15 protein-coding genes and 3 pseudogenes are annotated in these 22,922 nt (G+C 55.1%); 13 read left to right on the forward strand and 5 right to left on the reverse strand.

The window, feature by feature from the left end:
• Window positions 1-48: 48 nt before the first annotated feature.
• The 6 genes and pseudogenes from NYE74_RS07160 (at window position 49) to NYE74_RS33275 (ending at window position 6,716) form a co-directional block, all read left to right on the forward strand.
• Entirely contained in the window at window positions 49-1,287 is a 1,239-nt protein-coding gene (locus NYE74_RS07160) for an argininosuccinate synthase (RefSeq protein WP_036627455.1), read from the forward strand.
• Window positions 1,288-1,384: 97 nt separating this feature from the next.
• Complete coding sequence (gene argH, locus NYE74_RS07165; protein ID WP_036619373.1) at window positions 1,385-2,800, forward strand: argininosuccinate lyase; 1,416 nt, start codon at window positions 1,385-1,387, stop codon at window positions 2,798-2,800.
• A gap of 304 nt (window positions 2,801-3,104) precedes the next feature.
• Window positions 3,105-5,102, forward strand: coding sequence for a methyl-accepting chemotaxis protein (locus NYE74_RS07170; protein ID WP_341004691.1), 1,998 nt, complete (start codon window positions 3,105-3,107; stop codon window positions 5,100-5,102).
• A gap of 111 nt (window positions 5,103-5,213) precedes the next feature.
• Window positions 5,214-5,564 carry a hypothetical protein gene (locus NYE74_RS07175; protein WP_051985227.1) on the forward strand — a complete coding sequence of 117 codons (351 nt, stop codon included), beginning with the start codon at window positions 5,214-5,216 and terminating at the stop codon, window positions 5,562-5,564.
• A pseudogene (locus tag NYE74_RS07180) lies at window positions 5,557-6,357 on the forward strand (MFS transporter); the annotation flags it as partial. The gene NYE74_RS07175 and the pseudogene NYE74_RS07180, both read left to right, overlap by 8 nt.
• A 35-nt stretch (window positions 6,358-6,392) precedes the next feature.
• Window positions 6,393-6,716 carry a hypothetical protein gene (locus NYE74_RS33275; RefSeq protein ID WP_051985230.1) on the forward strand — a complete coding sequence of 108 codons (324 nt, stop codon included), beginning with the start codon at window positions 6,393-6,395 and terminating at the stop codon, window positions 6,714-6,716.
• Window positions 6,717-6,839: 123 nt separating this feature from the next.
• Here NYE74_RS33275 and NYE74_RS07185 read toward each other — a convergent pair whose 3' ends face one another.
• Window positions 6,840-8,201 (reverse strand): CynX/NimT family MFS transporter, encoded by a 1,362-nt coding sequence (locus tag NYE74_RS07185; RefSeq protein ID WP_341004692.1) that lies wholly within the window; start codon window positions 8,199-8,201, stop codon window positions 6,840-6,842.
• Between the two features lie 674 nt (window positions 8,202-8,875).
• On the opposite strand from NYE74_RS07185, the gene NYE74_RS07190 reads away from it, so the two are divergent.
• Complete coding sequence (locus NYE74_RS07190) at window positions 8,876-9,541, forward strand: hypothetical protein (protein WP_036619374.1); 666 nt, start codon at window positions 8,876-8,878, stop codon at window positions 9,539-9,541.
• 406 nt (window positions 9,542-9,947) lie between these two features.
• On the opposite strand, the gene NYE74_RS07195 is transcribed toward NYE74_RS07190, so the two are convergent.
• Window positions 9,948-11,516: a VanW family protein gene (locus tag NYE74_RS07195; protein WP_341004693.1), complete on the reverse strand. Its 1,569-nt coding sequence runs from the start codon at window positions 11,514-11,516 to the stop codon at window positions 9,948-9,950.
• A 243-nt stretch (window positions 11,517-11,759) separates the two neighbouring features.
• Here NYE74_RS07195 and ftsE point away from each other — a divergent pair, with 243 nt between their 5' ends.
• The 5 genes and pseudogenes from ftsE to NYE74_RS07220 all read left to right on the forward strand — a co-directional run.
• Entirely contained in the window at window positions 11,760-12,446 is a 687-nt protein-coding gene (ftsE, locus tag NYE74_RS07200; protein ID WP_036619379.1) for a cell division ATP-binding protein FtsE, read from the forward strand.
• A complete protein-coding gene (ftsX, locus tag NYE74_RS07205) occupies window positions 12,436-13,350 on the forward strand; it encodes a permease-like cell division protein FtsX (RefSeq protein ID WP_213509741.1) in 915 nt (304 codons plus the stop codon). Before ftsE ends, ftsX begins: the two co-directional genes overlap by 11 nt.
• A gap of 241 nt (window positions 13,351-13,591) precedes the next feature.
• Window positions 13,592-14,803 (forward strand): murein hydrolase activator EnvC family protein, encoded by a 1,212-nt coding sequence (locus tag NYE74_RS07210; RefSeq protein ID WP_213509742.1) that lies wholly within the window; start codon window positions 13,592-13,594, stop codon window positions 14,801-14,803.
• 194 nt (window positions 14,804-14,997) lie between these two features.
• Window positions 14,998-16,449 (forward strand): S41 family peptidase, encoded by a 1,452-nt coding sequence (locus tag NYE74_RS07215; protein WP_036619385.1) that lies wholly within the window; start codon window positions 14,998-15,000, stop codon window positions 16,447-16,449.
• 145 nt (window positions 16,450-16,594) lie between these two features.
• Window positions 16,595-17,884, forward strand: a pseudogene (locus NYE74_RS07220) (PDZ domain-containing protein); the annotation flags it as partial.
• A gap of 822 nt (window positions 17,885-18,706) precedes the next feature.
• Here the strand turns inward: NYE74_RS07220 and NYE74_RS07225 are convergent.
• A pseudogene (locus tag NYE74_RS07225) lies at window positions 18,707-19,178 on the reverse strand (hypothetical protein); the annotation flags it as partial.
• A gap of 155 nt (window positions 19,179-19,333) precedes the next feature.
• Between NYE74_RS07225 and NYE74_RS07230 the strand changes: the two are divergent.
• A complete protein-coding gene (locus tag NYE74_RS07230; protein WP_155620290.1) occupies window positions 19,334-19,870 on the forward strand; it encodes a GNAT family N-acetyltransferase in 537 nt (178 codons plus the stop codon).
• A 112-nt stretch (window positions 19,871-19,982) separates the two neighbouring features.
• On the opposite strand, the gene NYE74_RS07235 is transcribed toward NYE74_RS07230, so the two are convergent.
• Together NYE74_RS07235 and NYE74_RS07240 are read right to left on the reverse strand one after the other, a co-directional pair.
• Window positions 19,983-21,335 (reverse strand): sulfatase family protein, encoded by a 1,353-nt coding sequence (locus tag NYE74_RS07235; RefSeq protein ID WP_341004694.1) that lies wholly within the window; start codon window positions 21,333-21,335, stop codon window positions 19,983-19,985.
• A 19-nt stretch (window positions 21,336-21,354) separates the two neighbouring features.
• A complete protein-coding gene (locus tag NYE74_RS07240; protein ID WP_124333388.1) occupies window positions 21,355-22,908 on the reverse strand; it encodes a PTS transporter subunit EIIC in 1,554 nt (517 codons plus the stop codon).
• Between the last annotated feature and the right edge of the window lie 14 nt (window positions 22,909-22,922).

The following is a 22,922-nucleotide window of genomic DNA, read 5'->3' on the forward strand; positions in this document are numbered from 1 at the left end:
CGGAGCCCGGGCTTCGCTTTGACAATCAACGAGGAGGATATCAGGATCATGGCAAAAGAAAAAATCGTGCTGGCCTATTCCGGGGGACTGGATACGTCGGTTATTCTGAAATGGTTAAAAGAAACTTATGACGCGGAGATCATTGCGTTCACCGCCGACATCGGCCAGAAGGAAGAGTTGGATGGGCTGGAAGCGAAGGCACTGGCCACCGGCGCTTCGAAGGTATATATCGACGACCTGCGCGAGGAGTTCGCCAAAGACTTTATTTTCCCGATGTTCCAGGCGGGGGCTTTGTATGAAGGACAGTACTTGCTGGGCACCAGCATCGCCCGCCCGCTGATCGCGAAGCGGATGGTGGAAATCGCCCGCGCCGAAGGCGCAACGGCAATTGCTCACGGCGCCACCGGCAAAGGCAACGACCAGGTACGCTTCGAGCTGGCCGCCGCGGCGCTGGCGCCGGAGATCAAGGTGATTGCCCCGTGGCGGCTGAGCGAGTTCCGCGACCGTTTCCCGGGCCGCGCGCAAATGATCGCCTACGCCGAAGCGAACGGCATCCCGGTGACGGCCTCCGCGGCCAAGCCGTATTCGATGGACCGCAATCTGCTGCACATCAGCTACGAGAGCGGCGTGCTGGAGGATCCGTGGTTTGACGCGGCCGCGCCGGAGAACAAGGATATGTACCTGCTCAGCGTGTCGCCGGAGGATGCGCCTGACCAGCCGGAATACTTGGAGCTGGAATTCGAGCAGGGCAACTGCGTGGCGCTGAACGGCGAACGTTTGAACCCGCTGGCCGTGATGGAGAAGCTGAATGAGCTTGGCGGCAAACATGGCATCGGCCGCGTCGACATGGTGGAAAACCGCTTCGTCGGCATGAAAAGCCGCGGGGTGTACGAAACGCCGGGCGGCACGATCCTGTTTACGGCCCACCGCAAAATGGAGTCGCTGACGATGGACCGCGAAGTGATGAACCTGCGCGACAGCCTGATCACGCGCTACAGCACGCTTGTGTACAACGGCTTCTGGTTTGCCCCGGAGCGCTTGGCGCTGCAGGCGCTGGTGACCGAAAGCCAGAAGAACGTGACGGGCACGGTGCGCGTGAAGCTGTACAAAGGCAACATTATCGCCGCCGGCGTTAAGAGCCCGGTCAGCCTGTACAATCCGGACATCGCCACCATGGAGGAGGATCCGACCCAGGCTTACGATCAGGGGGACGCAACGGGCTTTATTCATCTGAACGCGCTGCGGCTTAAAGTAAGCTCCGGCGTGGAACAGAACAAAAGCAAGTAAGCCGTTGAACGAGCTTTATAAGTAAGTTCAAGTTTAAAAAGTCGGCTAAAAGATGACTTTTTAAACTACCTCTATAGCAGATAAGGGAGTGGATCAGGTGAGCAAACTGTGGGGAGGCCGCTTCACGAAGCAGACCAACCGTTTAGTCGAGGAATATACCGCCTCCATCGGGTTTGACAAAGCGCTGGCCGAGGAGGATGTGCAGGGGAGCCTGGCGCATGTGACGATGCTGGGCAAATGCGGAATTTTGTCCGAGGAGGACGTGGACAAGATCAAGGAAGGCCTGCATGCCGTCTTGCACAAAATTCGGCGCGGCGAGCTGGAGTATTCCGTGTCGGATGAAGACATTCATATGAATATCGAAAAACAGCTGATCGAAGAGGTCGGCGGGGTCGGCGGGAAGCTGCATACCGGACGGAGCCGGAACGATCAGGTGGCGACGGACATGCATTTGTACCTGCGCAAACGGGTCGTTGAATTCGTCGCTCTGCTGCAGGATTTGCAGGAGGCGCTGCTGGGGCAAGCCAAAGCGAACCAGGATACGATCGTTCCCGGGTATACCCATCTGCAGCGGGCGCAGCCGATTTTGTTCGCCCATCATTTGCTGGCGTACGTATCGATGTTCCAGCGCGATATCGAACGCCTGCAGGACAGTTACAAGCGCATCAACGTGCTGCCGCTGGGAGCGGGGGCGCTGGCGGGAACGACGTTTCCGATCGACCGCCATTTCGTGGCCGAGCAGCTGCATTTTGACGGCGTTTATGAAAACAGCCTTGACGCAGTCAGCGACCGCGATTTTATACTCGAATTTTTGGCGGACGCTTCGATATTGATGATGCATCTCTCGCGCCTCAGTGAAGAACTGGTGCTGTGGAGCAGCACCGAATTCCGCTTCATTGAGCTGGACGATGCGTTTTGCACGGGCAGCAGCATTATGCCGCAGAAGAAAAACCCGGACGTGCCGGAGCTGGTCCGCGGCAAAACGGGCCGCGTATATGGGAACCTGATGGGCCTGCTCACGGTGCTGAAGTCGCTGCCCTTGGCCTACAACAAAGACATGCAGGAGGACAAGGAAGGCATGTTCGATACGGTCGCTACGCTGCAGGGAGCGCTGCAGCTGTTCGCTCCGATGATCGCCACGATGAAGGTGAACAAGGAGCGGATGCGCGAAGCGGTGAACCAGGACTTTTCCAACGCGACCGACATCGCCGACTTCCTGGCCAACAAAGGCCTGCCGTTCCGCCAGGCGCATGAGGTCATCGGCAAAACGGTGCTGTACTGCATCCAAAACGGCAAATATTTGCTCGACCTTACGCTGGAGGAATTCAAGCAGTTTTCGCCGCTATTTGACGACAGCATCTATCAGGTGCTGCAGCCGGAGAGCGTCGTGAACGCGCGCAACGTATACGGAGGTACGGCTTCGCAGCAGGTAGCCGCGGCGATCGAACGCGCGGAGCGGAAGCTGGAGAGCGGCCGGACATGGGTGCAGGAGTACGCGGAAAAAAGTAAATAAATAGCCGGCCCATCCGGGATGATCCGGTAAAATCACAAGCAGCCATCGTCATTGACGAGCGGCTGCTTTTTTTGTGAGCGAGCGGGGCTCCTAAACCATCCCATTTTTATGTGAAAAAATGAAAGTTAATTATAATATTTTTCATTGAAATTTCAAAAATACTCTATAAAAACTGACATAAATTGTCGAAATATGGATTATGCCGCTTTATGTGATTGATCTTTAACCCCCTCCTCAATCAAATGTCATCCCTATCAACCCAGTTACTTTTAAATTTTACACATACCGCAAAGGAGAGAATTTAATGAAAGCCTTTTGGAACCGTCTGCTTAGTTTAGTGGAAGTCAGGACATTGCGTAACCGGATGCTCCTTATTTTTGCCGTCTTGCTGATCATCCCGAACCTGGTCGTCGCTTATTCCAGCTATACCAGCGCCAGCGGGCAGCTGCGCTCTAAAATAGAAGAAAGCGTCAAATCGAACGTAAACCTCTTGGATGAGACGCTGAATCAAATCATCGAAGCGGAGAGCCGCAACGTCGAACAACTGGTGATGCAAATCAATTCGGCGCAAATCGAGGCGAAGTCGACCGAAGTCCAAGAGCTGATGGAATTATATATGGAGAAACATCCCGAGCTGGAGGTCCTGACCGTCGGGAATCAAAACGGAGCGTGGATGAAAGCGCCGGATCCCGGCAAGCAGGACTATGACCCGCGGGATAGAGACTGGTATAAAGCCGCGATGAAGGCTCCGAAAGAAACGGTCATCATCGATCCGTTCACTTCGTCAACAACGGGCCACTACAATTTGTTCATCAGCCGCGCGTTGGCGGATGGACAGGGGGCGATCACGGTTTCCCTTGACCTGGCCCAGCTGAACGAAATGGTGAAAGCGATCCGTTTGGGCAAAAACGGGTACATTTATATCATGGACCGGAACAGCAAGTTTGTGTCGCATCCGACAAACGCCATTGGCGAAGAAGCGGCCGGGAACCAAATCGCCAAAATTCAGGGGACGGAATCGGGATTTATGGAGTATGTCAACCCGAAGACAGATTTGTCGCAGAGCGTATTTTTCACCACGAACAAGCTTACGGGATTCAAGATCGTCGGCGTATTGGAACTACAGGAATTTAGCGAAGCCTCCATGCCGATTTTTTGGACATCCATGATCGTTTTAGCGATTTCACTGGTGGTTGCCGGCATCGTGCTGTTTTTCGTCATCCGCCTTATTACCCGTCCGATCGAACAGTTGAACCATTCGGCACGGCGGGTCAGCGAAGGGTACTTAAACGAGGATGTCGTTGTGAAGCGAAAAGATGAAATCGGACAACTGGCGGAGAACTATAACGGCATGTTGGCTTCTTTGCGCACGATGGTCCAGGAAATGTCGGAAACCGCCAGCCAGCTCGCCGCTTCGAGCGAAGAACTGACGGCCGGAACGGAGCAAAACGCGAAAGCGGTCGAGCATGTCGTCGAGCTGGTGCAAGAGGCTTCGGGTGATGCGGAGAGCCAGGCTGCGTCTTCGGCCGAAAGCGCCAAAACGATGGAAGAAATGTCGATGGGCATCCGCAAAATTGCCGAAGCTTCGTCCACCATTGTCCAGTCGTCTTCGCAAACGGTATCCGACGTGCAGAACGGCAGCGAGAAGGTTGCCCAGGTCGGGCTGCAAATGGAAGAAATTCGCCGCTCTACCCGCGAATCGGCGGAGCTGATGCAGCAGATGAGCGAGCTAAGCGCATTTGTCGCCGAGATGAGCGGCTCGATTTCGGACATCGCCGGGCAGACGAATCTGCTGGCGCTGAACGCGGCGATCGAGGCGGCCCGGGCCGGCGAAGAAGGACGCGGCTTTGCGGTCGTGGCGGGCGAGGTGCGCAAGCTGGCCGAGCAGTCGCGCGTTACGGCGGACCGCATTCAGCAGCATATCGGAGAGATGAACGAGCTTACCGGCAAGGCGTACCAAATGATCAAGCAGGACGTCAACGCGAATGTGGACCGGGGCATGTCCGTGACCGAAGAAGCCCAGCAGGCGTTCCGCGAAATCGAGCGCTCGACGCAGCGCATTTCGGAGCAAATCCATGAAGTGTCGGCCATTACCGAGCAGATGTCGGCCAGCGCGGACGAGATCGCAAATCCGGTGGAACAGATCGCGGCCACCTCGGCGAAAAGCCTGGAAAGCTTCCAAGGCGTAACCGCCGCAACCGAGGAGCAGCTCGCTTCGATGGAGGAAATCTCCTCGGCTTCCGAAGGTTTGGCGCGGATGGCGGCCGATGTCAATGCGCAGATCGAACGGTTTAAACTTTAATTAACCTCCTTATAACCTCATACTCTATCGCTGCGTGCGGCCCTGTTCCTGCAAAAGGAAAAGGGCCGCGCGTTTTTTAATCAGCTTCGTTCCAAATTTTTTTAGGTCCGGATGATTTACAACGAAAAAATCACAGTACGGTTAAAAACGGGTGCCGGGCGGCTGCTTGGTCCCGCCCGTGCCGCGGAAATCGTAGGCGCCCGGATCAGCGTCGCCCCGCAAATTTCCTGGGGACTGATGCCCTGGCTGAAGTCGTGGGGAACGCCGGAGCTGCAGGCCAACGTAATCGAAGGCGATGTGATCCGGTTGGAGAATACGGTCTGTGATGTCGTGCGCGGAGGCGATGTAACGATTGGTCCCGGCTGCCGGATCGGGCTCGTGGAATATACGAAACAGTATCATCAGGATCCGGACTCAGAGGTTAAAGAATGCCTGAAAGGCGGAGGCAACGATCATGTGTGATGGAAATAGCCGGCTTGGGTTCGTGGTGGCGGGTTTGCTGCTCGGCATCCTGATGGCGGCGATGGTCAACACGATCGTATCCACCGCCATGGCCACCATTGTAGCCGAACTGGGCGGGTTGGATAGTACGTTTGGGTCACCTCGGCCTATGTGGTTGCGGAAATGGCGGCGATGCCGATTTTCGGCAAGCTGTCCGACATGTATGGGCGCAAACGGTTTTTCGTGTTTGGCATCGCGATCTTTTTGCTCGGTTCGGTGCTGTGCGGCCTGACGGACAATATCGTGCAGCTCAGCATATACCGCGCAATCCAGGGGATCGGCGGCGGAGCGCTGATGCCGATCGCTTTTGCCCTCATGTTCGACGTGTTTCCGATTGAAAAACGCGGGGCGATGGGCGGTTTGTTTGGCGCTGTGTTCGGCATCTCCAGCTTGGCTGGCCCCCTGCTCGGCGCGTTTATTACCGACCACTTGAATTGGCGCTGGAATTTTTACATTAATTTGCCCCTGGGTGTGCTTGCGCTGTTGTTTATCGTCGTTTTTTATCGGGAGTCTCCCGGTTCATGCCAAGCAAAAAATCGACTGGTGGGGTGCTTTAACCTTGATTGGAGCCATCGTTGCGCTGATGTTCGCGCTGGAGCTCGGCGGCCAGCTGTATGCCTGGGACTCCGTAGTGATCCTCGGTTTGTTCGCGGCGTTTGCGCTGCTGTTTATCGTGTTTTTGCTGGCGGAGCGCAGGGCGGGGGAGCCGATCATTTCCTTCGGCATGTTCCGGAAACGGCTGTTTGCCAGCAGCAACGCGGACGATCGGGATCACCCGTATTCGGCATTTTGCAGCGCAACTTTTTCGCCAGCCGCTTAGCGGAATCGCTGGCCGGGACAGAAGGCGCGGCTGGGCTGCCTTCGCTGGACGATCCCCGGACCTTGCTGGCCTCGAAGGCGCGAAAAGCGATCTCCGCCCCGGTGCTGGAGCGGATCGTCAACGATTTGTCTGCCTCGATCACCGATATGTTCCGATGGACGATCGTTCCCGCGGCGCTTGCGCTGATCGCGGTGCTGTTTATGGGGAACGCCAAAATGCTAAGCCACTCCCGCGCCCGTGGAGCCGCCCCCAGCTCCGGACGGGAACCCCGGCCGGCAGCCGACAAGGAATAAGCCGCTCGTGGCAGCACAACAAAAAACTGTCCTGATCAGATCCTGGATCTGGGGACAGTTTTTTAGTACATGAATTAACCGAAACGCGCGCAGTCTGACGAACGATCCCGAACGCTTGTTTGTTCAGCGCGTATCGACAAAACCCTTGCGTCCGGCGGCATACCCGAACAGGGCAGTCAGCACCGAAAACGCGATGATCGCGGCCAGCGGCGCGTTCCACCCTCCGCTGACGTCATGAATATAACCGAACAATGCCGGCCCAAACGCCGCTACCAGATATCCGACCGATTGGGCCATGCCGGACAGTTGTCCGGCTTGCTCCGCCGTACGCGACCGCAGCGAAAAAAAGACGATCACCAGGCTGAACGTGGTACCGCTGGCGATACCGAGCAACACAATGAACAGCGGGGCGAGCGCCGCCGGACCAAGCCAGATTCCCCCGAATCCGATGAAAAACAGGGCCGACGAAGCTGCGGTTAACAACTTTTGGTTATCCGTCCGCGCGGCGATGAGCGGCATCAGGAAGGAGCCGCCCATGCTGACGATCTGCATCAGCGAAAGCATCCAGCCGGCTTTTTCGGGACTCATCCCTTTTACCTGCAAAATATCCGGCAGCCATGAAACGCTCACATAAAACATAATCGACTGTGAGCCCATAAAAATGGTGACGAGCCAGGCTGTTTTGGAACGCCAAATTCCGCCTCGCCGTGCGGGAGCGCTTGCCGCCGCCGGGGAAAGCTGTGCCTTGGCCTCGCTAGAGGCAACGGGACGGCGGCGAAGCAGCGGAACCCACACCAAAGCCGACACCGCCGCCAGCAAGGCCCAGATGCCAAGCGCTCCCCGCCATCCCAGAGCGGTAGCGGCGAGCGGAACGCTAATGCCGGAGGAGATCGCCGCCCAGAGATTGAGGGACGAGGTGTACAGGCTGGTCATCAGCCCTACGCGCTGCTGAAAACTCCGCTTGATCAGCGCCGGAAGCAGCACGTTGCACACGGCGATCCCCACCCCGATCAGCGCGGTTCCCGCAAACAGCGCGGCAACAGAGGGCAGCGAGCGGATGATCACGCCGGCAGTCATGAGCATCATACTATAAAAAAGCGTTCTCTCCATGCCCCACCAAACGGACAATTTGGGGGCGGCGAGCGCAAAAACGGCGAAAGCGATCAGCGGCAGCGTCGTCAGCATCCCCGACAGCGCATGGGACAAGCCGGTGGCAGCCTCGATTTGGCCGATCATGGCGCCGACCCCGGTGATCGGCGAACGCAGCGTGGCGGCGGTTAGCAGCACGGCGGCGACAAGCAGCCCGGCCGAGGCGCTGCGCGCGCCGGCGGCTTGCCCTTCGGCGCTTATGTCTCCGGTGCTTGTGTTTCCGGCAGTTGTGCCTCCGGCGGTCTGGCCCCCAGCGGCTTGTCCTCCGACGCTCTGGCCTCCCGCAGCGCGGCCCCCAGCAGTTTGCCCCCCGGAAACGGTCGTTGTTTTGTGCATTGATGTTGTACCCTCCTTGGAAGAAAAACGAATCATGAAGTCATTTAAGCCGCTAATTGTAGTTTGGATTCTATGCCGTACCTTTGATGCGGTTTTTGTCACATAGACACGCTTACTCCAGTATACTAAAATTAACACACCATGATAAACTTTAAATTAATGGCCCGCCTTAAAGCTCCAGCGAACAACATAAGGGCCAAAAATGCCGTTATTCCGGTGATGTCCGCCCATTTGAGAGAAATAGAGGCAAATTATGTCGCTATTTCCCCTCGTCGCCAGGAAATGCCCATGTTCTGGTGCATTCACAAGAAAATAGGGACAAAAAATGTCACTAATGGGATGAACACGCTGGGGCCCCGGATAATAAGTACATAAAGTGCTGCTATTTTAGAAGGCCGGAGGTTCGCTTCATCGTTTCTGTAGCCGACTGTCAAGCGCCGATTTCCGGGTTGAACCGTAAAAAAAACTGGCGATCCCGCGTTTTCGGTAATCTACTGTTGCGCTTTTTCCGTAATATGGTAAAATACTAATCAAGTTAAATATCCAATTGTTGCTATTATCTAACCCGGATCAGGGACCAGCCGGCAGCAAGCTAGGCCGTGAAGCGCACGCCTTTTGTTTACGAACATTGTCGTAGACGAAAGGCGTTTTATTTTTTTATGGAGGTGTGATCAATGGCATTTGAGGAGCAGTACTCGGAATGGATCGCAAGACACTTGGCGTCGCGTCAAGGCGAGCGGGCAAGAAGGCTTGAGGAGGGGCATGGACATGCGGAAAGTCTGTTTGTGGAAAAAGTATGGTGGCCGTCATTCTGGAGTTTGGATCATCTGCACCCGGAATATGAAGTCAACGATTTTAAGGACGGGTATCGTTATCTCGACTTTGCTTATATTCGTTCCGGTCTGCTGCTGGCTGTGGAGATTGACGGGTATGGACCGCACTTGCGCAACATCAGCCGGCTGCAGTTTTCGGATCACTGCCGCCGGCAGAACGACCTGATCTTGGACGGCTGGATGGTGCTGCGTTTTACCTATGACGATGTGAAGGAGAGTCCGCGTTACTGCCAACAAACGCTGCAGCAGTTTATGGGGAGGTGGCTTGGCGAAGGGAAGCTAGTTCAGGAGATCGACTATGTCGAAAAGGAAATCATCCGCTTGTTTCTGCGGACGGGACGCCCGCTCACCCCAGGGGATATTTGCCGGCATATGAGGGTGGAAAACAAAACGGCAAGAAAGTGGCTCCGCCAAATGGCGGACAAAAATTGGCTTGAGCCAGCCAGAGGCAGCGAGCGGATTCGGTCCTATCAGCTTAGCATGGAGGGGAAGCGATTTGTGATCTAGTCAGGTGTGCCAGGTGTGCCAGGTGTGTCAGGTGTGCGATGTGGCTGAGATGGGAAGAGGGGCTGGTGGCGAGGGACGAGTGGAGTGGAGTGGGACAAGCAAAGGGGAAAAGGCGGAGTGGGACAAGCAGTTGGCTGGTTCCACTGATAAATAGCGCCCTTTTATGTCCCTATTTGACCGAAGGAGACAATTTCCGGGGAAATAACGGTATAAAATGTCTCTATTTTATGGAAACGGGCTATGCAGATGCCTTTTTATGCAGGGAGTAGCAAAATAACGCCATTTATTTCCGCTATTTTTGCTCCAGGGGATGAATTTTTCAAATAACGCCATAAAATTCCGCTATTTTACGGGAATGTCGTGATTGGCCGGAAAGAGGGAGACGGCGCGGCCGACAAGCAGGTATCTATCGGAAATTCGGTCCTTGCACGCCGTCCTCCAGAATTTGCTTGGGTGCGGATTTGTCGGAATTACCCGCCCCGCCTTTGCTTCCGGACGAGTTATCGGTTCCACCGACGGCAATCACCGCCGGCTGCGCCGGGTAAATGTCTTCGGAGATACGAATCCGCTCTACCGCGCGGCCGTCGACTTTTTTAATCCGGTACGTTTCGACGACATAACCCTGCTTTCCTGGCAAGACCAGTTGCTTGCTTCCCGCAGGGAGCGCACTGTTGACAACGTGTTTTTTCGGCGCGGGAATCTCTTCCGTTGTGCGGGATTCAACGGCGTAGGTGACGTTTTCGGGGATATCGCCAAACAGCTTGACGGTCAGCCGCTTATTTTCGATCTTCGCGCGGATGAGAAGGTGGCGGCCAGACGTATTTTTGAAGCGGAAATTGATGTGGCCTTGGGCAAATGTTGCATCCTGCCCTTTGGGCAAATAGCTGACCGGCACGGAATGGTTGCGGCGCTCCACGATATCGAGCCCGGCGCGCACCGCCGCATTGTAAAGCGTACTGGATACCTGGCAGATGCCGCCTCCCACCCCCGGCACAAGCTTGCCCGCAAAAATGACCGGCGCTTCGCGGAAACCGTACGTTTTCTCGGCGTATTCCACCGCTTTGCCATAATCGAAAATTTCGCCCGGCGCCAGCACCTTGCCGTCAATGCTTCGCGCGGCCGCATCGACATTATGGATTCTTCCCGCGCCGCTGGTCAGCAGCCCGGTGGAAAATTGCACGATTTTGCGGCGGATGCCTTCTTTTTTCAAGATTTCGACCGTAACCTTCGGCTGAACCGTACGCAGCGGGACGCTGAGGCGGATTGGAGCATAAGCGCCGGGAGATCGCCCGGTCGGGTTATTTTTGCCGGGGGCATACTCGCCATGGCCTTTCTCACCGGGGACATTCCCGTCTTCCGGACCGGTCCCATCTCCGGACTTTGGCTCCCCCCGTTCAACGAGCCGCCGGTTCCATTCCGCTTCGGCTGCTTTTACGACCTGGGGCGCTAGCCGCTCCCAATCGACACGCAGCGCCGTTTTTTCCGGCAGGTAGCGGATTTGATCGTCAGGCGTAATCGTTCGGACTGCGTCCACCGGATCGCCGAATTGCGCTTTTTCCCATGAAGGCGGAAAGACCGACTGCAGCTTTTTTTCATCTAAAGCGATCTTTAGATCCCACTGCTTCGGGAAATTCCTCCGGGCTTGCACCCGTTCCCATAGCGTCCCGGTCTCCAGCTGCCGGACCGCGGCATGAAAGGAGTGGGTCTCGAAGGAGATTCCGGTTTCCCGCCAGGCCAGCGTTTTTTCGCTTTCGCCCGCCGACAAAATTACTTTTTTCTTCAATACCTGGGCAATCTCTTCATCCAGCAGCCTGAGCGCATCAGCGCTTTGGCGGCCGCCCAGCGGTAGACCGGCGACGATCGTTCCCCGGGGAATCGAGCCCTGCACCGCATATAAATACAGTCCGCCGAGCAACAGCAGGCCGGTAAATATAACCACTCCGATGGAGATCATTGCCAAACGAATTTTTCTCATAATCTGCTCCTTCAATGGTTGATCTTTTTTTGCGCCTGGAAAAATCCTTGTACAACCATATATATGATGGAAAGCAGGAAACTTTCGGGTACTCAAAAAGTAACATCTTTGTTACAATATAAATCGGACTAAAATGAAATTACTCGGGTTTTAAAGGATTTGGCAAGAACATGTCGAATGTAAAATAGGGCTGTCTAAGATATAGAAATCAAGTTTTGGAATCAAGGTTTAGGACGTGATGAAGTGATAGAGATGCAGGATGTCTGGAAGACGTATCCGAACGGAACCCATGCCCTGAAAGGGGTATCGGTCAAAATAGACCGCAATGAATTCGTTTATCTGGTCGGGCCCTCGGGTGCAGGGAAATCGACCTTTATGAAGCTTATATACCGGGAAGAGGTGCCCACCAAAGGGCAAATTTCCGTCAATGGATTTAACATCGGCAAGCTCAAGCCCCGCAAAATTCCGTATGTCCGCCGAAATATCGGCGTCATTTTCCAAGATTTTCGCCTGCTGCCAAAGCTCACGGCTTATGAAAACGTCGCATTTGCTCTGGAGGTTATCGAAGCTCCCAAAAAAGTAATCAAAAAGCGTGTGATGGAAGTGCTCGAATTGGTTGGGCTGAAAAATAAAGCAAACCGCGATCCATCCCAGCTCTCCGGCGGTGAACAACAGCGCGTCGCCATCGCGAGAGCGATCGTCAACAGTCCGTCCGTCATCATTGCGGACGAGCCTACCGGCAACCTGGATCCCGAGACGTCATGGGGGATCATGCAGCTGCTCGATGAGATCAATTTCCGCGGCACGACGATCGTCATGGCCACCCATAACAAAGAAATCGTTAACACCATGCGCAAGCGCGTGATTGCCATCGAACACGGCAACATCGTGCGAGACCAGCTGAGAGGGGAATACGGTTATGACTATTAGCACCTTCTTCCGGCATTTGCGGGAAGGCGCGAAAAACGTGTTCCGCAACGGCTGGATGTCGGTGGCGTCGATCACTTCAATTATCGTTTCGCTGCTGATTCTCGGCGTGTTTATCCTGCTCGTGCTGAATGTCAATTCGTTTGCCGACGAAGCGGACAGCCAGGTCCAGATCAAGGCGTACCTCAATTCCAACGTTACCGAAGCCGTCCGCAATCAGCTTTCCAACGATATCGGTTCGATGCCCGAAGTCAGCCGGGTTACGCTGATCCCCAAAGCGCAAGGGTTGAAGGATTTCAAGGAAAAGCTGGGGGAACAAGGCAAGGAATTGCTGGAGGGCTACGACGAAAAGACGAACCCGATTCCCGATACGTTCCAGGTGGAAGTTGTCGAACCAACGACGATCCCCTATGTGGCGAGCAAGATTCAGGCGCTTAACGACAAATATGACGGAGACCCGGTCTATAAGGTCAATTACGGACAGGGCACGGTCGAAAAATTGTTCAAAATCACGCGTTTAATACGCAACATCGGCTTTGCGTTTGTAGCGGGCCTCGCCTTGATGGCGATGTTTCTCATCTCGAACACGATTCGCGTGACCATTTTGGCCCGCCGCCGCGAGATTGGCATCATGAAGCTGGTCGGCGCGACGAACCGGTTTATCCGCTGGCCGTTTTTCGTGGAGGGCGCGTTGATTGGCCTGATCGGCTCGCTCATTACGGTAGCGATTCTTTACATCAGTTACGATCAACTGGTTCAGTCCGTGAAAGCGGACATTACACTGGCGTTCCGGCTGGTACCGGTCAGTGAAATCGGTCTGGAGCTCGGCGGACTGCTTGTCGGCCTGGGCCTGCTGATCGGCATTTGGGGCAGCACGATGTCGATCCGCAAGTTTTTGAAGGTGTAGTGCGGGAAAACTTCGCGATAAGAAGTTGAAGTTGAATTATAATCCGAGTCAAAAATTCGACTTTTCAGCGCCGAGAAGGTTGGATGAAGCCGGGAGTGAGTAGCGGAGCGTAGGGTAGCCTACGTGAGCAACGGAGCGACCGGCTGAATTCAAGATTCGATGTCGGTCTCACTCCCAGAGTTACTTCGCGATCAAAAGTTGAATTTTTGACAACATCTATAAGAAGGATGGGGAAACGAAGTTGAAGAAATGGGTAACCACGATCGCCGTAGTGTCCTTAGCCGCTTTGATCTTCCAGCCTGCGGAAGGCTCTGCCAAAACGATCAGCCAGATCGACAAAGAACTGAAACAGCTGCAGCGGCAGGCCGCCGAAGCCAAAAAAATGCAGGAAAAAGCCGCCGGGCAAAAGCAGGAAGCGAAGCATTACGTTAACAAAAACAGGAATTACCTCAAACAGCTGCTGGCGCAAATTGAGTCGGTCAGCAACCAGTTGACGAAAATCGCCGTCGAAATTGATCAAACCGAGGAAAACCTGCATGAGACCGCTCAGAAGCTGGAGACAACCAAAGCGCGGATCAAAGAGCGTTCGCATTTGCTCGATACCCGGGTCCGGCTGATGTATACCGATGGAGCCGTTTCCTATTTGGATGTTTTGCTGTCCTCGACGAGCTTTACCGATTTTTTGGAACGCGCCGATTCGCTGCAGGCGATCATCAATCAGGATCATGTTCTGCTGGAAGAGCATAAACGGGACAAGGAACTGATTACGGAGCAGAAGGCGCAGCTTGAGAAGGATTATGCAAAGGTCAAAAAGCTGTATGCCGAAGCCGAAGACCGCAAAAGCCAACTCAAGACCAAAGAAGAAGAGAAGCAGCAATTGATCGCCAAATACAGCGCGGAAATCGAAGAATCCGACGATATCAGCGAAGAGCAGGAACAGCTGCTGGTTGAACTTGCAACCAAGCGGGCTGCGCTCGAAAAGGAGAAAAACAAGCTGAAGGCGGCCCAGGTCTACACTTATAGAAGAAGCTCCTCGGGGTCCGGCGGTTTTAAAGGGAACGGCGGCGCGTTTGGGCTTCCGGTCAACGGTGCCCGGATTTCTTCGGGGTACGGAACGCGAATCCATCCGATTACCGGGGTGAGGAAGAAACATACCGGGGTGGATTTTGCGGCTCCGCAAGGGACGGATATCCATGCCGCCGAAGGCGGCGTTGTCATCGTTGCCGAGTGGTGGAGCGGTTACGGGAACGCGGTGATCATCGACCATGGCGACAACGTGTGGACGCTATATGGACATATTCGCAATGGCGGCATCATGGTTGAAAAAGGGCAGCAGGTCAAAAAAGGCGAAAAAATCGCCGAAGTCGGCAGCACCGGCAATTCGACGGGGCCTCACTGCCACTTTGAGGTGCGGATTAACGGAACACCTGTAGACCCTATGCCGTATTTGTAATAAAATAGCGTTATGATGCGATAGAAAAAACGGATACCGCCCGCTCGGGACGGATTATCCGTTTTTCCGTTGTTCATGCGGGATTGGTAAATATTTATTATGGACAGAACATATACTATGGGACGTTCCATTTTTGGACTTGCTGGGCCTTACCTTGTCGTATGGCCGATCAATCGGAGGCGGTGAATTTATTTATGTTTAAAGGACGTACCGTTACATTGCTGGTCGTGGTGTCCATGCTGGTCAGCTGCTTGCTGACGTTGACTTTGACGGGCGAATGGAGTTTCGCCGGTTCGGCGCCGCTGCGCAGCGGGCTGTTTGCCGACAGCAGCGGGCAGAGCAGCAAAGCCGGCATCGAGAAAATCGAAAAGGCGCTGGCTTTGGTGGAAAAAAATTATGTCGAAGACGTCGACCAGAAGAAGCTAGTGGACGGAGCGATCGACGGTATGATGGGCGCGTTGGGGGACCCATTCTCGTCCTATATGGCGCCGGACACGGCGCAGCAGTTCTCGGAGCAAATCGAAGGCTCTTTTACCGGCATCGGGGCGGAAGTGTCGATGGAAAACGGAAACGTCGTGGTCGTTTCTCCGATCAAAGGCTCTCCGGCCGAAAAAGCCGGGATCCAGCCGAAGGATATTTTGCTGTCGGTTAATGGCGAATCGTTCGAGGGGCTCAGCCTGAATGAAGCGGTCGCCAAAATCCGCGGCCCGAAAGGGACGGAGGCCAAAATCAAAGTGAAGCGGGCCGGCTCGGACACGACGCTGGAGTTTACGATCGTCCGTGACGATATCGCCCTGGAAACGGTATATTCCCGCATGGAGGACGGTGGCGTGGGCGTAATCGAGGTCACCGAGTTTTCGATGAACACGGCGGAACGCTTCAAGGAGGAGTTGGCTTCTCTGGAGAAGAAGGGGATGAAAGGGCTGGTCATCGACGTGCGCAACAACCCGGGAGGCGTGCTGACCGTCGTCGAGGATATGTCCGAACAATTCGTGCCGAAAGGCAAGGTTATCGTGCAGGTTGAAGATAAAAACAAGCGCCGCCAGCAAACCTTATCGGACGGCAGCGGCAAAAAATATCCGATCGTGGTCGTCACGAACAAGGGCAGCGCCAGCGCTTCGGAAATTTTGGCCGGGGCGCTGCAGGAATCGGCCGGAGCGAAGCTGGTCGGCGAGGCGACGTACGGCAAAGGCACGGTTCAATCGAGCTACACGCAGGAAATGGGCGACGGCAGCATGCTTAAGATCACAATCGCCAAGTGGCTGACGCCGGACGGCGAGTGGATTCACAAAAAAGGCATCCAGCCGGACGTCGCCGTGCCGCAGCCGGATTATTTTTCGGTAGCGCCGATCAATAAAGAAAAAACGTTCAAATACGATATGCTGGGCGACGACATCAAGAGCGCGCAAACGATGCTGGACGGCTTGGGGCTGGACCCCGGACGCAAGGACGGATACTTCGACAAGCAGACGGAGAACGCCTTGAAGGAATTCCAAACGGGCCAAAAGATGGAGCCGACCGGCGTCCTGGACGCCAAGACGGCGGAAGCGCTGGAGAGCAGCGTCATCAAGCAAATCCGCGATCCGAAAAACGACCTGCAGTTAAAACGGGCGGTCGAGGAAATCCGGAAGGAAATCGCTTCGTAAGCGTCGAATCCATAAGAAGGCTGAAACTTGGCCTTCTTTTTTCTTTGTTTGCATGTTGAAAGCAGAAACAAATACACCTAGAAAAGACGCTTCGGGAAACGGTCCGAAGTTGTCCGCTTGTTGCGAAAAGGAGCGTGAACATCCCTTGGATCTCATTCTTGAAGGATTGTGGAGTTTGGCGGAAGCGGCAGCGCAGTTGTTTTTGCAGCCTTTTTATTATATTTCTATCATCATGATCGCGCTGCTTTATCGCCGGCAGGTGCTGCTGGAGCGCAAGCTGTTTCATGCACGCCTGCATAGCTGGGGCGCCCAAACGTGGCGTACCGTGATCGCCGGCCTGCTGGCGGGGGTTACGGTATCCGTCCTATTTGCCTTCCTCGGAATGGATCTGACGCTGGAAGGCATCGTCTGCATTTGGGCCGTCACGATTGTGCTGCTGCTGTTTCGCGTCCGGTATTTATGCCTGGCCTACTCGGTCGGACTGCTGGGGGTCGCACAGTTTGGCCTGAACCTGTTTCCGGGCTTTGCAGGGACGGGATGGGGCGGCGAAATCGTGCGCATTGTAAGGGAGCTTGATATGCCGGCGCTGCTGTGCCTGGTCGGGCTGCTGCATATTGCGGAAGGGCTGCTTGTCCGCTGGCAGGGGGCATCGTTTGCCGGTCCGCTGTTTTATGAAGGCAAGCGGGGCAAGCTGGTCGGCGGCTACCAAATGCAAAGCCTATGGGCGGTGCCGCTGTTTTTGCTGGTCCCGATGGAGACGACGGGAAATGTGCTGCCGTGGACGCCGTTTTTTGGCGGTGACGCCTGGCAGGGTGGTTTCGGCATGATCGGGCTGCCGATTATCATCGGGTTTTCGGAAATGACCATGGGCTTTTTGCCGAAGGACAAGGCGCGCGTGTCGTCCGGGCGCTTGCTGGCGTATGGTGCGGCGGTACTGGTGCTGGCGCTGGCCGCGGCGTGGTGGAGTCCGCTGCTGCTGTTGGCGGCGCTGGCGGCGTTTCTGCTGCACGAAGGGCTGGTCTGGTACAGCCGCTACGAGGAGCAGCGGCGCAGCCCGCTGTACGTGAACCCGCTGGGCGGGGTGAGGGTGCTTGCGGTGCTGCCGGGGAGCCCGGCGGACGAGCTTGGCATCCGGGCCGGCGAGACAATCGTCAAAGTGAACGGCGTGCCGGTGCCGACCAAGGAAGATCTGCATGCGGCGCTGCGGATCAACCCGGCTTATTGCAAGCTGGAGGTGCGGAATCTCGCGGGCGAGAGCAAGTTCCTCCAGCGGGCGATTTACGCCGGCGATCATCACCAGCTCGGCGCAATTTTGGCGCCGGACGAGCTGGCGCCTGCGGCGGTACGGCTGCAGCCGTTGTCGCTGCTGCAGCTTGTGCGCCCGCGGCGGAGCGCCCGCGCGGTGCGGGGCGCTCGCCCGAGCGGCGGCGGTGGCGGTGGCGCCGCCGCGGGAGGCACGGGCCCCGCGGGAGCGGGGGGCCCGGCGCGGGAGCCGCTGCGCCGGCTTCGCGGGCGGCGCAGCGGCAGGGCGGCTCGGCGGCGGACGGCCCGGCCGCCGAGGTGTAGCGCCCGGCGCGGTGCGGGGCGCTCGCGCGAGCGGCGGCGGAGGCGCCGCCGCAGAAGGCGCGTGCCCGGCGGGAGCAGGCGTGTCCGGCGCGGGAGCCGCAGGGCCGGCTTAGCGGGCGGCACAGCACGGGGCTGCTCGACAGCACGCTCGGGCCGCCCCGGCCGCCCCGTTCCCCGAGGTATCGCACTCGCGGCATTGCCGTTGCTGCAGATACAGCGTGCTTTTTTCCTAACACGCGCTATTCTCTGCACGCTTCATAAAAAAACCTCCTGGATAACGTTCCTCCAGGAGGTTTTTTGGGATGCGCTAACGGACTCAGTTGCACTTACTTCACTCAAACTAATGTAAAATCACGTATTTGGCGCCCAATAAGGTCTAACTTTGCGGGATTTGTACAACTATATAGGCTCAACCTAATAATCAGCGCTCGATAAGGAGGGCCGGTAACCGGTCGTGGCAAGAAATATCGGCAGATCAATATCCGCTGTCCGGACGCTTTGCACGATTATCCCATTTGATCCGGAAGCAGAGAGGAAGATAAATTCAGGAGAAGAAAATAGGTTTGGGAGAAGCAGACATGTTCGAGATCGTTAGACAGGTTTGTGGGAAGGCGGTTTAGGAGAAGTGAAGCAGACTTAACGGGAGCAACGGGGCAAGACACCGGGAAAAATGAACGGACCGGAGTAGCCTCTACCCTCCACCCCCTGAACAAGAGGGATAATCGTGCAAAGCAGCCTGCAGGGATACCAAGCCACGAACGCTAAATACAGCCGCCTCAGAGCCAAAGTCATTCTCGGCCAGTTCCAACAAAATGCGTCTGGCTTGACGAACCGGTATTCGCAGATGTTCCGACAACTCGTTGGGCGTGAAGGGCCGCAGCAAACGGCGGGAGAAACGAACCGCTTCCGCCTCCAACCAGGTTAGGTCCGATTGCACGTCGACAGCAACAAATTTTCCGATAAACGAGAGTACCAACTGCTGGCATGCTTGGGTTCGTTCATAATCGACAATTTACGCAATCGAAAAAAATCCAGCCATCAAGTGCCAACGGGCTATGGCGCCAGCATAAGTCCTTAAAGCGTCTTACATCGAGATCCCTTGCATGGGGGCCGTATCCTTGGATATCAATGCCTCCTTTTGCCGTGTCCGGCATATATGCCAGGTAATGTTATTTTCATGTATAGGCAACAGGTGGAGGTAATCCGCTAAAATTGAATTCTAACGAACCACGTGGCTTTGTACCAAAGGGTTTTGGAAACAAATGTATAATACTAATGGTGGGCTATAGTTTAATTCTATCGAGGACGTGCCAGCAAAATGACATCAAAACTATTTAAGTTAACCGAGACCAACGTTTCTGACTATCTGCCTGTGATTTTTCAGTGGGCTGCGGACGAAACCGAAAAAGAGTACCACACTTGCCGTCCGATTCAAGAAATGGATAGTTACGAGGCTTTTAGAAAGAAGGTGACTGCCGGTCTAAGCCATGGACATTGCCAATACGTGTTGATCGATGTAGAGGAGAATGAGGTTGTCGGGAAAATAAGTCTTTTTGACTATAATCCGAGGAATCGCAGTGGGGAATTTGGTTATTATGTTCCGCCTTTGCATCGGGGGAAGGGAGTAGGAGGCCGTTTGATTCAGCTATTCCTGGAAGAAGTGTTCCATGATCAACATTTAAATTTACATAAAGTCTATGCCACGACTGCAGCTAACAATAAACCTTCGATCAAGCTATTGGAGCGTTTCAACTTCAAATTCGAGGGCGCTTACAGAGAGCATTACTGGTTTAGCGACGGTTCTGTTTGCGATCAATACCATTATTCTTTATTAAAAAAAGAATTAAGCGTGTAGAGAAACGCGGGGTTGATCGTGGCTGCCGCGCCGAACCTAAACGCCGAACCTAAACAAAGAGTGAAGGGGTTAATTTCCCGATCACTCCTTGTTTGCGTACATCTATAAACGTTTATTGCTTCCCGCCGTTTTTGGGCACATAAACTCTGCCGTGAAGGGCTTCCTCGGCCCATTTGGCCGATTCGGTTCCCGCTACCGGGCCTTTTAAAATCGGATCGTCCGTGGACGTCATCCAATTTTCCACTTTGCGGCGCAGTTCTTCGGCAACCTCCGCGTAGCCGGGATCATGGATCAGATTCGTATATTCCAGCGGGTCCTTTTCCAGATCGTAAAGCTCCTCCGGTTCGTTGGCGACATAAAACTGCTCCCGCACGTCCGGACCGGAAATACTGCGATGGATGTCCACAGGCATGTAAATTTTCGGACCGTCAATAAAATTTTTGACGTATTTGTACCGGGCCGTACGGATGCCGCGCATCGGGTGATACTTGTCATGCCAGGTCAGCTCGCAGAAAAATTCCTCGCGGACCGGCGCATCATCGCCTCGCAGCGGGGAGGCGAAACTGATGCCGTCGATATCTTCGGGAATTGGCGCTCCCGCCAGCTCGAGCAGCGTCGGCAGCATGTCGATATTGCACAGAAGTTCATCGATGACCCGGCCGTTTCCTTGAATCCACTTGGGCCCGTACATAATCAGGGCCGTTTCCAGTCCGGCGTCCTTCATCGTTCCTTTCGCCCGCGGAAAAGCGATGCCATGATCCGTGGTGTAAATAATCAGCGTATTCTCTAACAGCCCCGTCTCCTTCAGCGCGGCCTTAATCCGGCCTACGGCTTCGTCAAGCACTTTAACGGAACCGTGAAATTGGGCAAAGTCCAAACGGATATTTTCGGTGTCCGGCAAATAAGCAGGTACCTGCACGTTGTCTACGTCGTCTTTGATATCGTCGTATTCATCGAAAGAGCGGTGCGTCTCCCAAAAGCCGATGTTGGCGAAGAACGGCCGGCCTTCCTCGACCGCTGCGGCCTTTTCCCGTAAATATTCGATCGCCGTGTCCGCCACGCCGGGGGCTCTGGAGCCTTCGACTCCCATATACCTGTCATACCCCAGCTTGTAGGTTGAACTGTAGGTCCCCTTTGCGGTTTCGCCGATCGTTTCGTGGCTGAAGCCGATCAGCGCGGTTTCATAACCGGCTTTTTTCAATTCCATTGGTATAGTAGACTCGTCCTCATTGATATGAAAATTTAAGTGGGCCAGCCCGATCAAACCGTTATTGTGCGGATATTTGCCGGTTAAGATGCTGCCCCGGCTGGGGCTGCATTGGGGGGCCGGACAGTAATACTGATCGAAGCGAATCCCCTTTTCGGCCAACTCGTCAAGCTCCGGGGTCGGCACTTGATGGCCGTAACAGCTAAGGTATCGTCCCGTGTCGTGCGAGATCATGAAGATAATGTTTGGTTGGTTCATTGCGGTGACAGCTCCTTTATCATTGGATCATTTCCTCCAGCTCCGTTTTAATCAGGGCGACATGCGGGCCGTAAATAATCTGCACCCCTTTGCCTTTTACAATGACGCCTTTGGAACCGGTCTTTTGCAGCTCTTCTTTGGATACTTGGGTTTCATCCCGAACCGTAACGCGAAGCCGTGTTGCGCAGCAGTCCAAATCTTCAATATTGGCTTTGCCCCCCAGCGCCGACAGGATCGCCGCGGTCTGTTGATCGGCATTTCCGGAACCACCGTCTGCGGCGGACGCCGTGTCGGAAGTGTCTTCATCTTCTCTGCCCGGGGTTTTCAGATTGAGCTTCGTGATCAAAATACGGAACGTGAAATAATAAACGATGAAAAAGCCAATTCCCACCAGCGGCACCAGCATCCAATTCGTTTTGTCGTTGCCCTGCAGGATGCCGAACAGCGTAAAGTCGATCAACCCGGCGGAGAACGTCATGCCGACCGTGATGTTAAGGATGTGAGCCAGCATATAGGCGACTCCCCATAGCGCGGCGTGGATCACAAAAAGCAAGGGCGCCACGAACAAAAAGGCGAATTCCAGCGGCTCGGTGATCCCCGTCAGAAAGGAAGTGATCGCTCCGGTAAGCAGCAGGCCAAGCACTTTTTTCTTGTTTTCCGGCTTGGCGGTATGATACATGGCCAGTGCGGCTCCAAGCAGACCGAACATCATCGGAAAATATTTTCCGCTCATAAAGCGGGAGACGCCGACAAAGTACTGCTGGGTATTGTGATCCGCAAGCTGGGCGAAAAATATATTTTGCGCCCCCTGCACCTCAACCCCGTTCACGACCATGCTTCCGCCGAGCGCCGTTTGCCAGAACGGGAGATAGAAAATATGGTGAAGTCCTAGCGGTCCCAGCAATTTTACAATGAATCCGAACATAAAGGAGCCGAAATAACCCGTGCGGTCGACGATGCCGCCCATGCTGGCAATCCCGGATTGCACCGGCGGCCAGACGACAAACATGACCATCCCCAGCAGTACGGCCGAGAAGGAACAAATGATCGGAATAAACCGGGAGCCGCTGAAAAATCCGAGCCATTGCGGCAGTTTGACTTTGCCGAACTTTTTATGCAGATAGTAGGTCAACAGGCCGACGATGACGCCGCCGAACACGCCCGTTTGCAGCGTTTGAATGCCCAGAATCATCCCTTGGCCTACGTCGGCCAGCTTTTCTTTGGCCAGCTTCCCGGTAACGACCAGAAGCGCGTTAATCGACGCATTCATCACCAGATAAGCCAGCAGCGCGGCGAGCCCGGCTACGCCTTTGTCCGACTTCGCCAATCCGACGGCGATTCCGATGGCGAAAATAATCGGCAGGTTGCTGAAAATAATTTGCCCCGCAAAGCTCATAATGGTGAAGATCGCCTGCAGCCACGGCTGGTCGAGAAACGGATAGTTGCCTATCGTGTTGGGGTTGGTGAAGGCTCCCCCGATCCCCAGCAGCAGCCCGGCGGCAGGGAGTACGGCGATCGGCAGCATGATCGCTTTGCCGAAGACCTGGAATTTGCTGAACAAGCTTTTAAGCATCATGATCCCCTCTT

The organism is Paenibacillus sp. FSL P4-0127 (assembly GCF_038007325.1).
GTDB lineage: Bacteria > Bacillota > Bacilli > Paenibacillales > Paenibacillaceae > Fontibacillus > Fontibacillus macerans.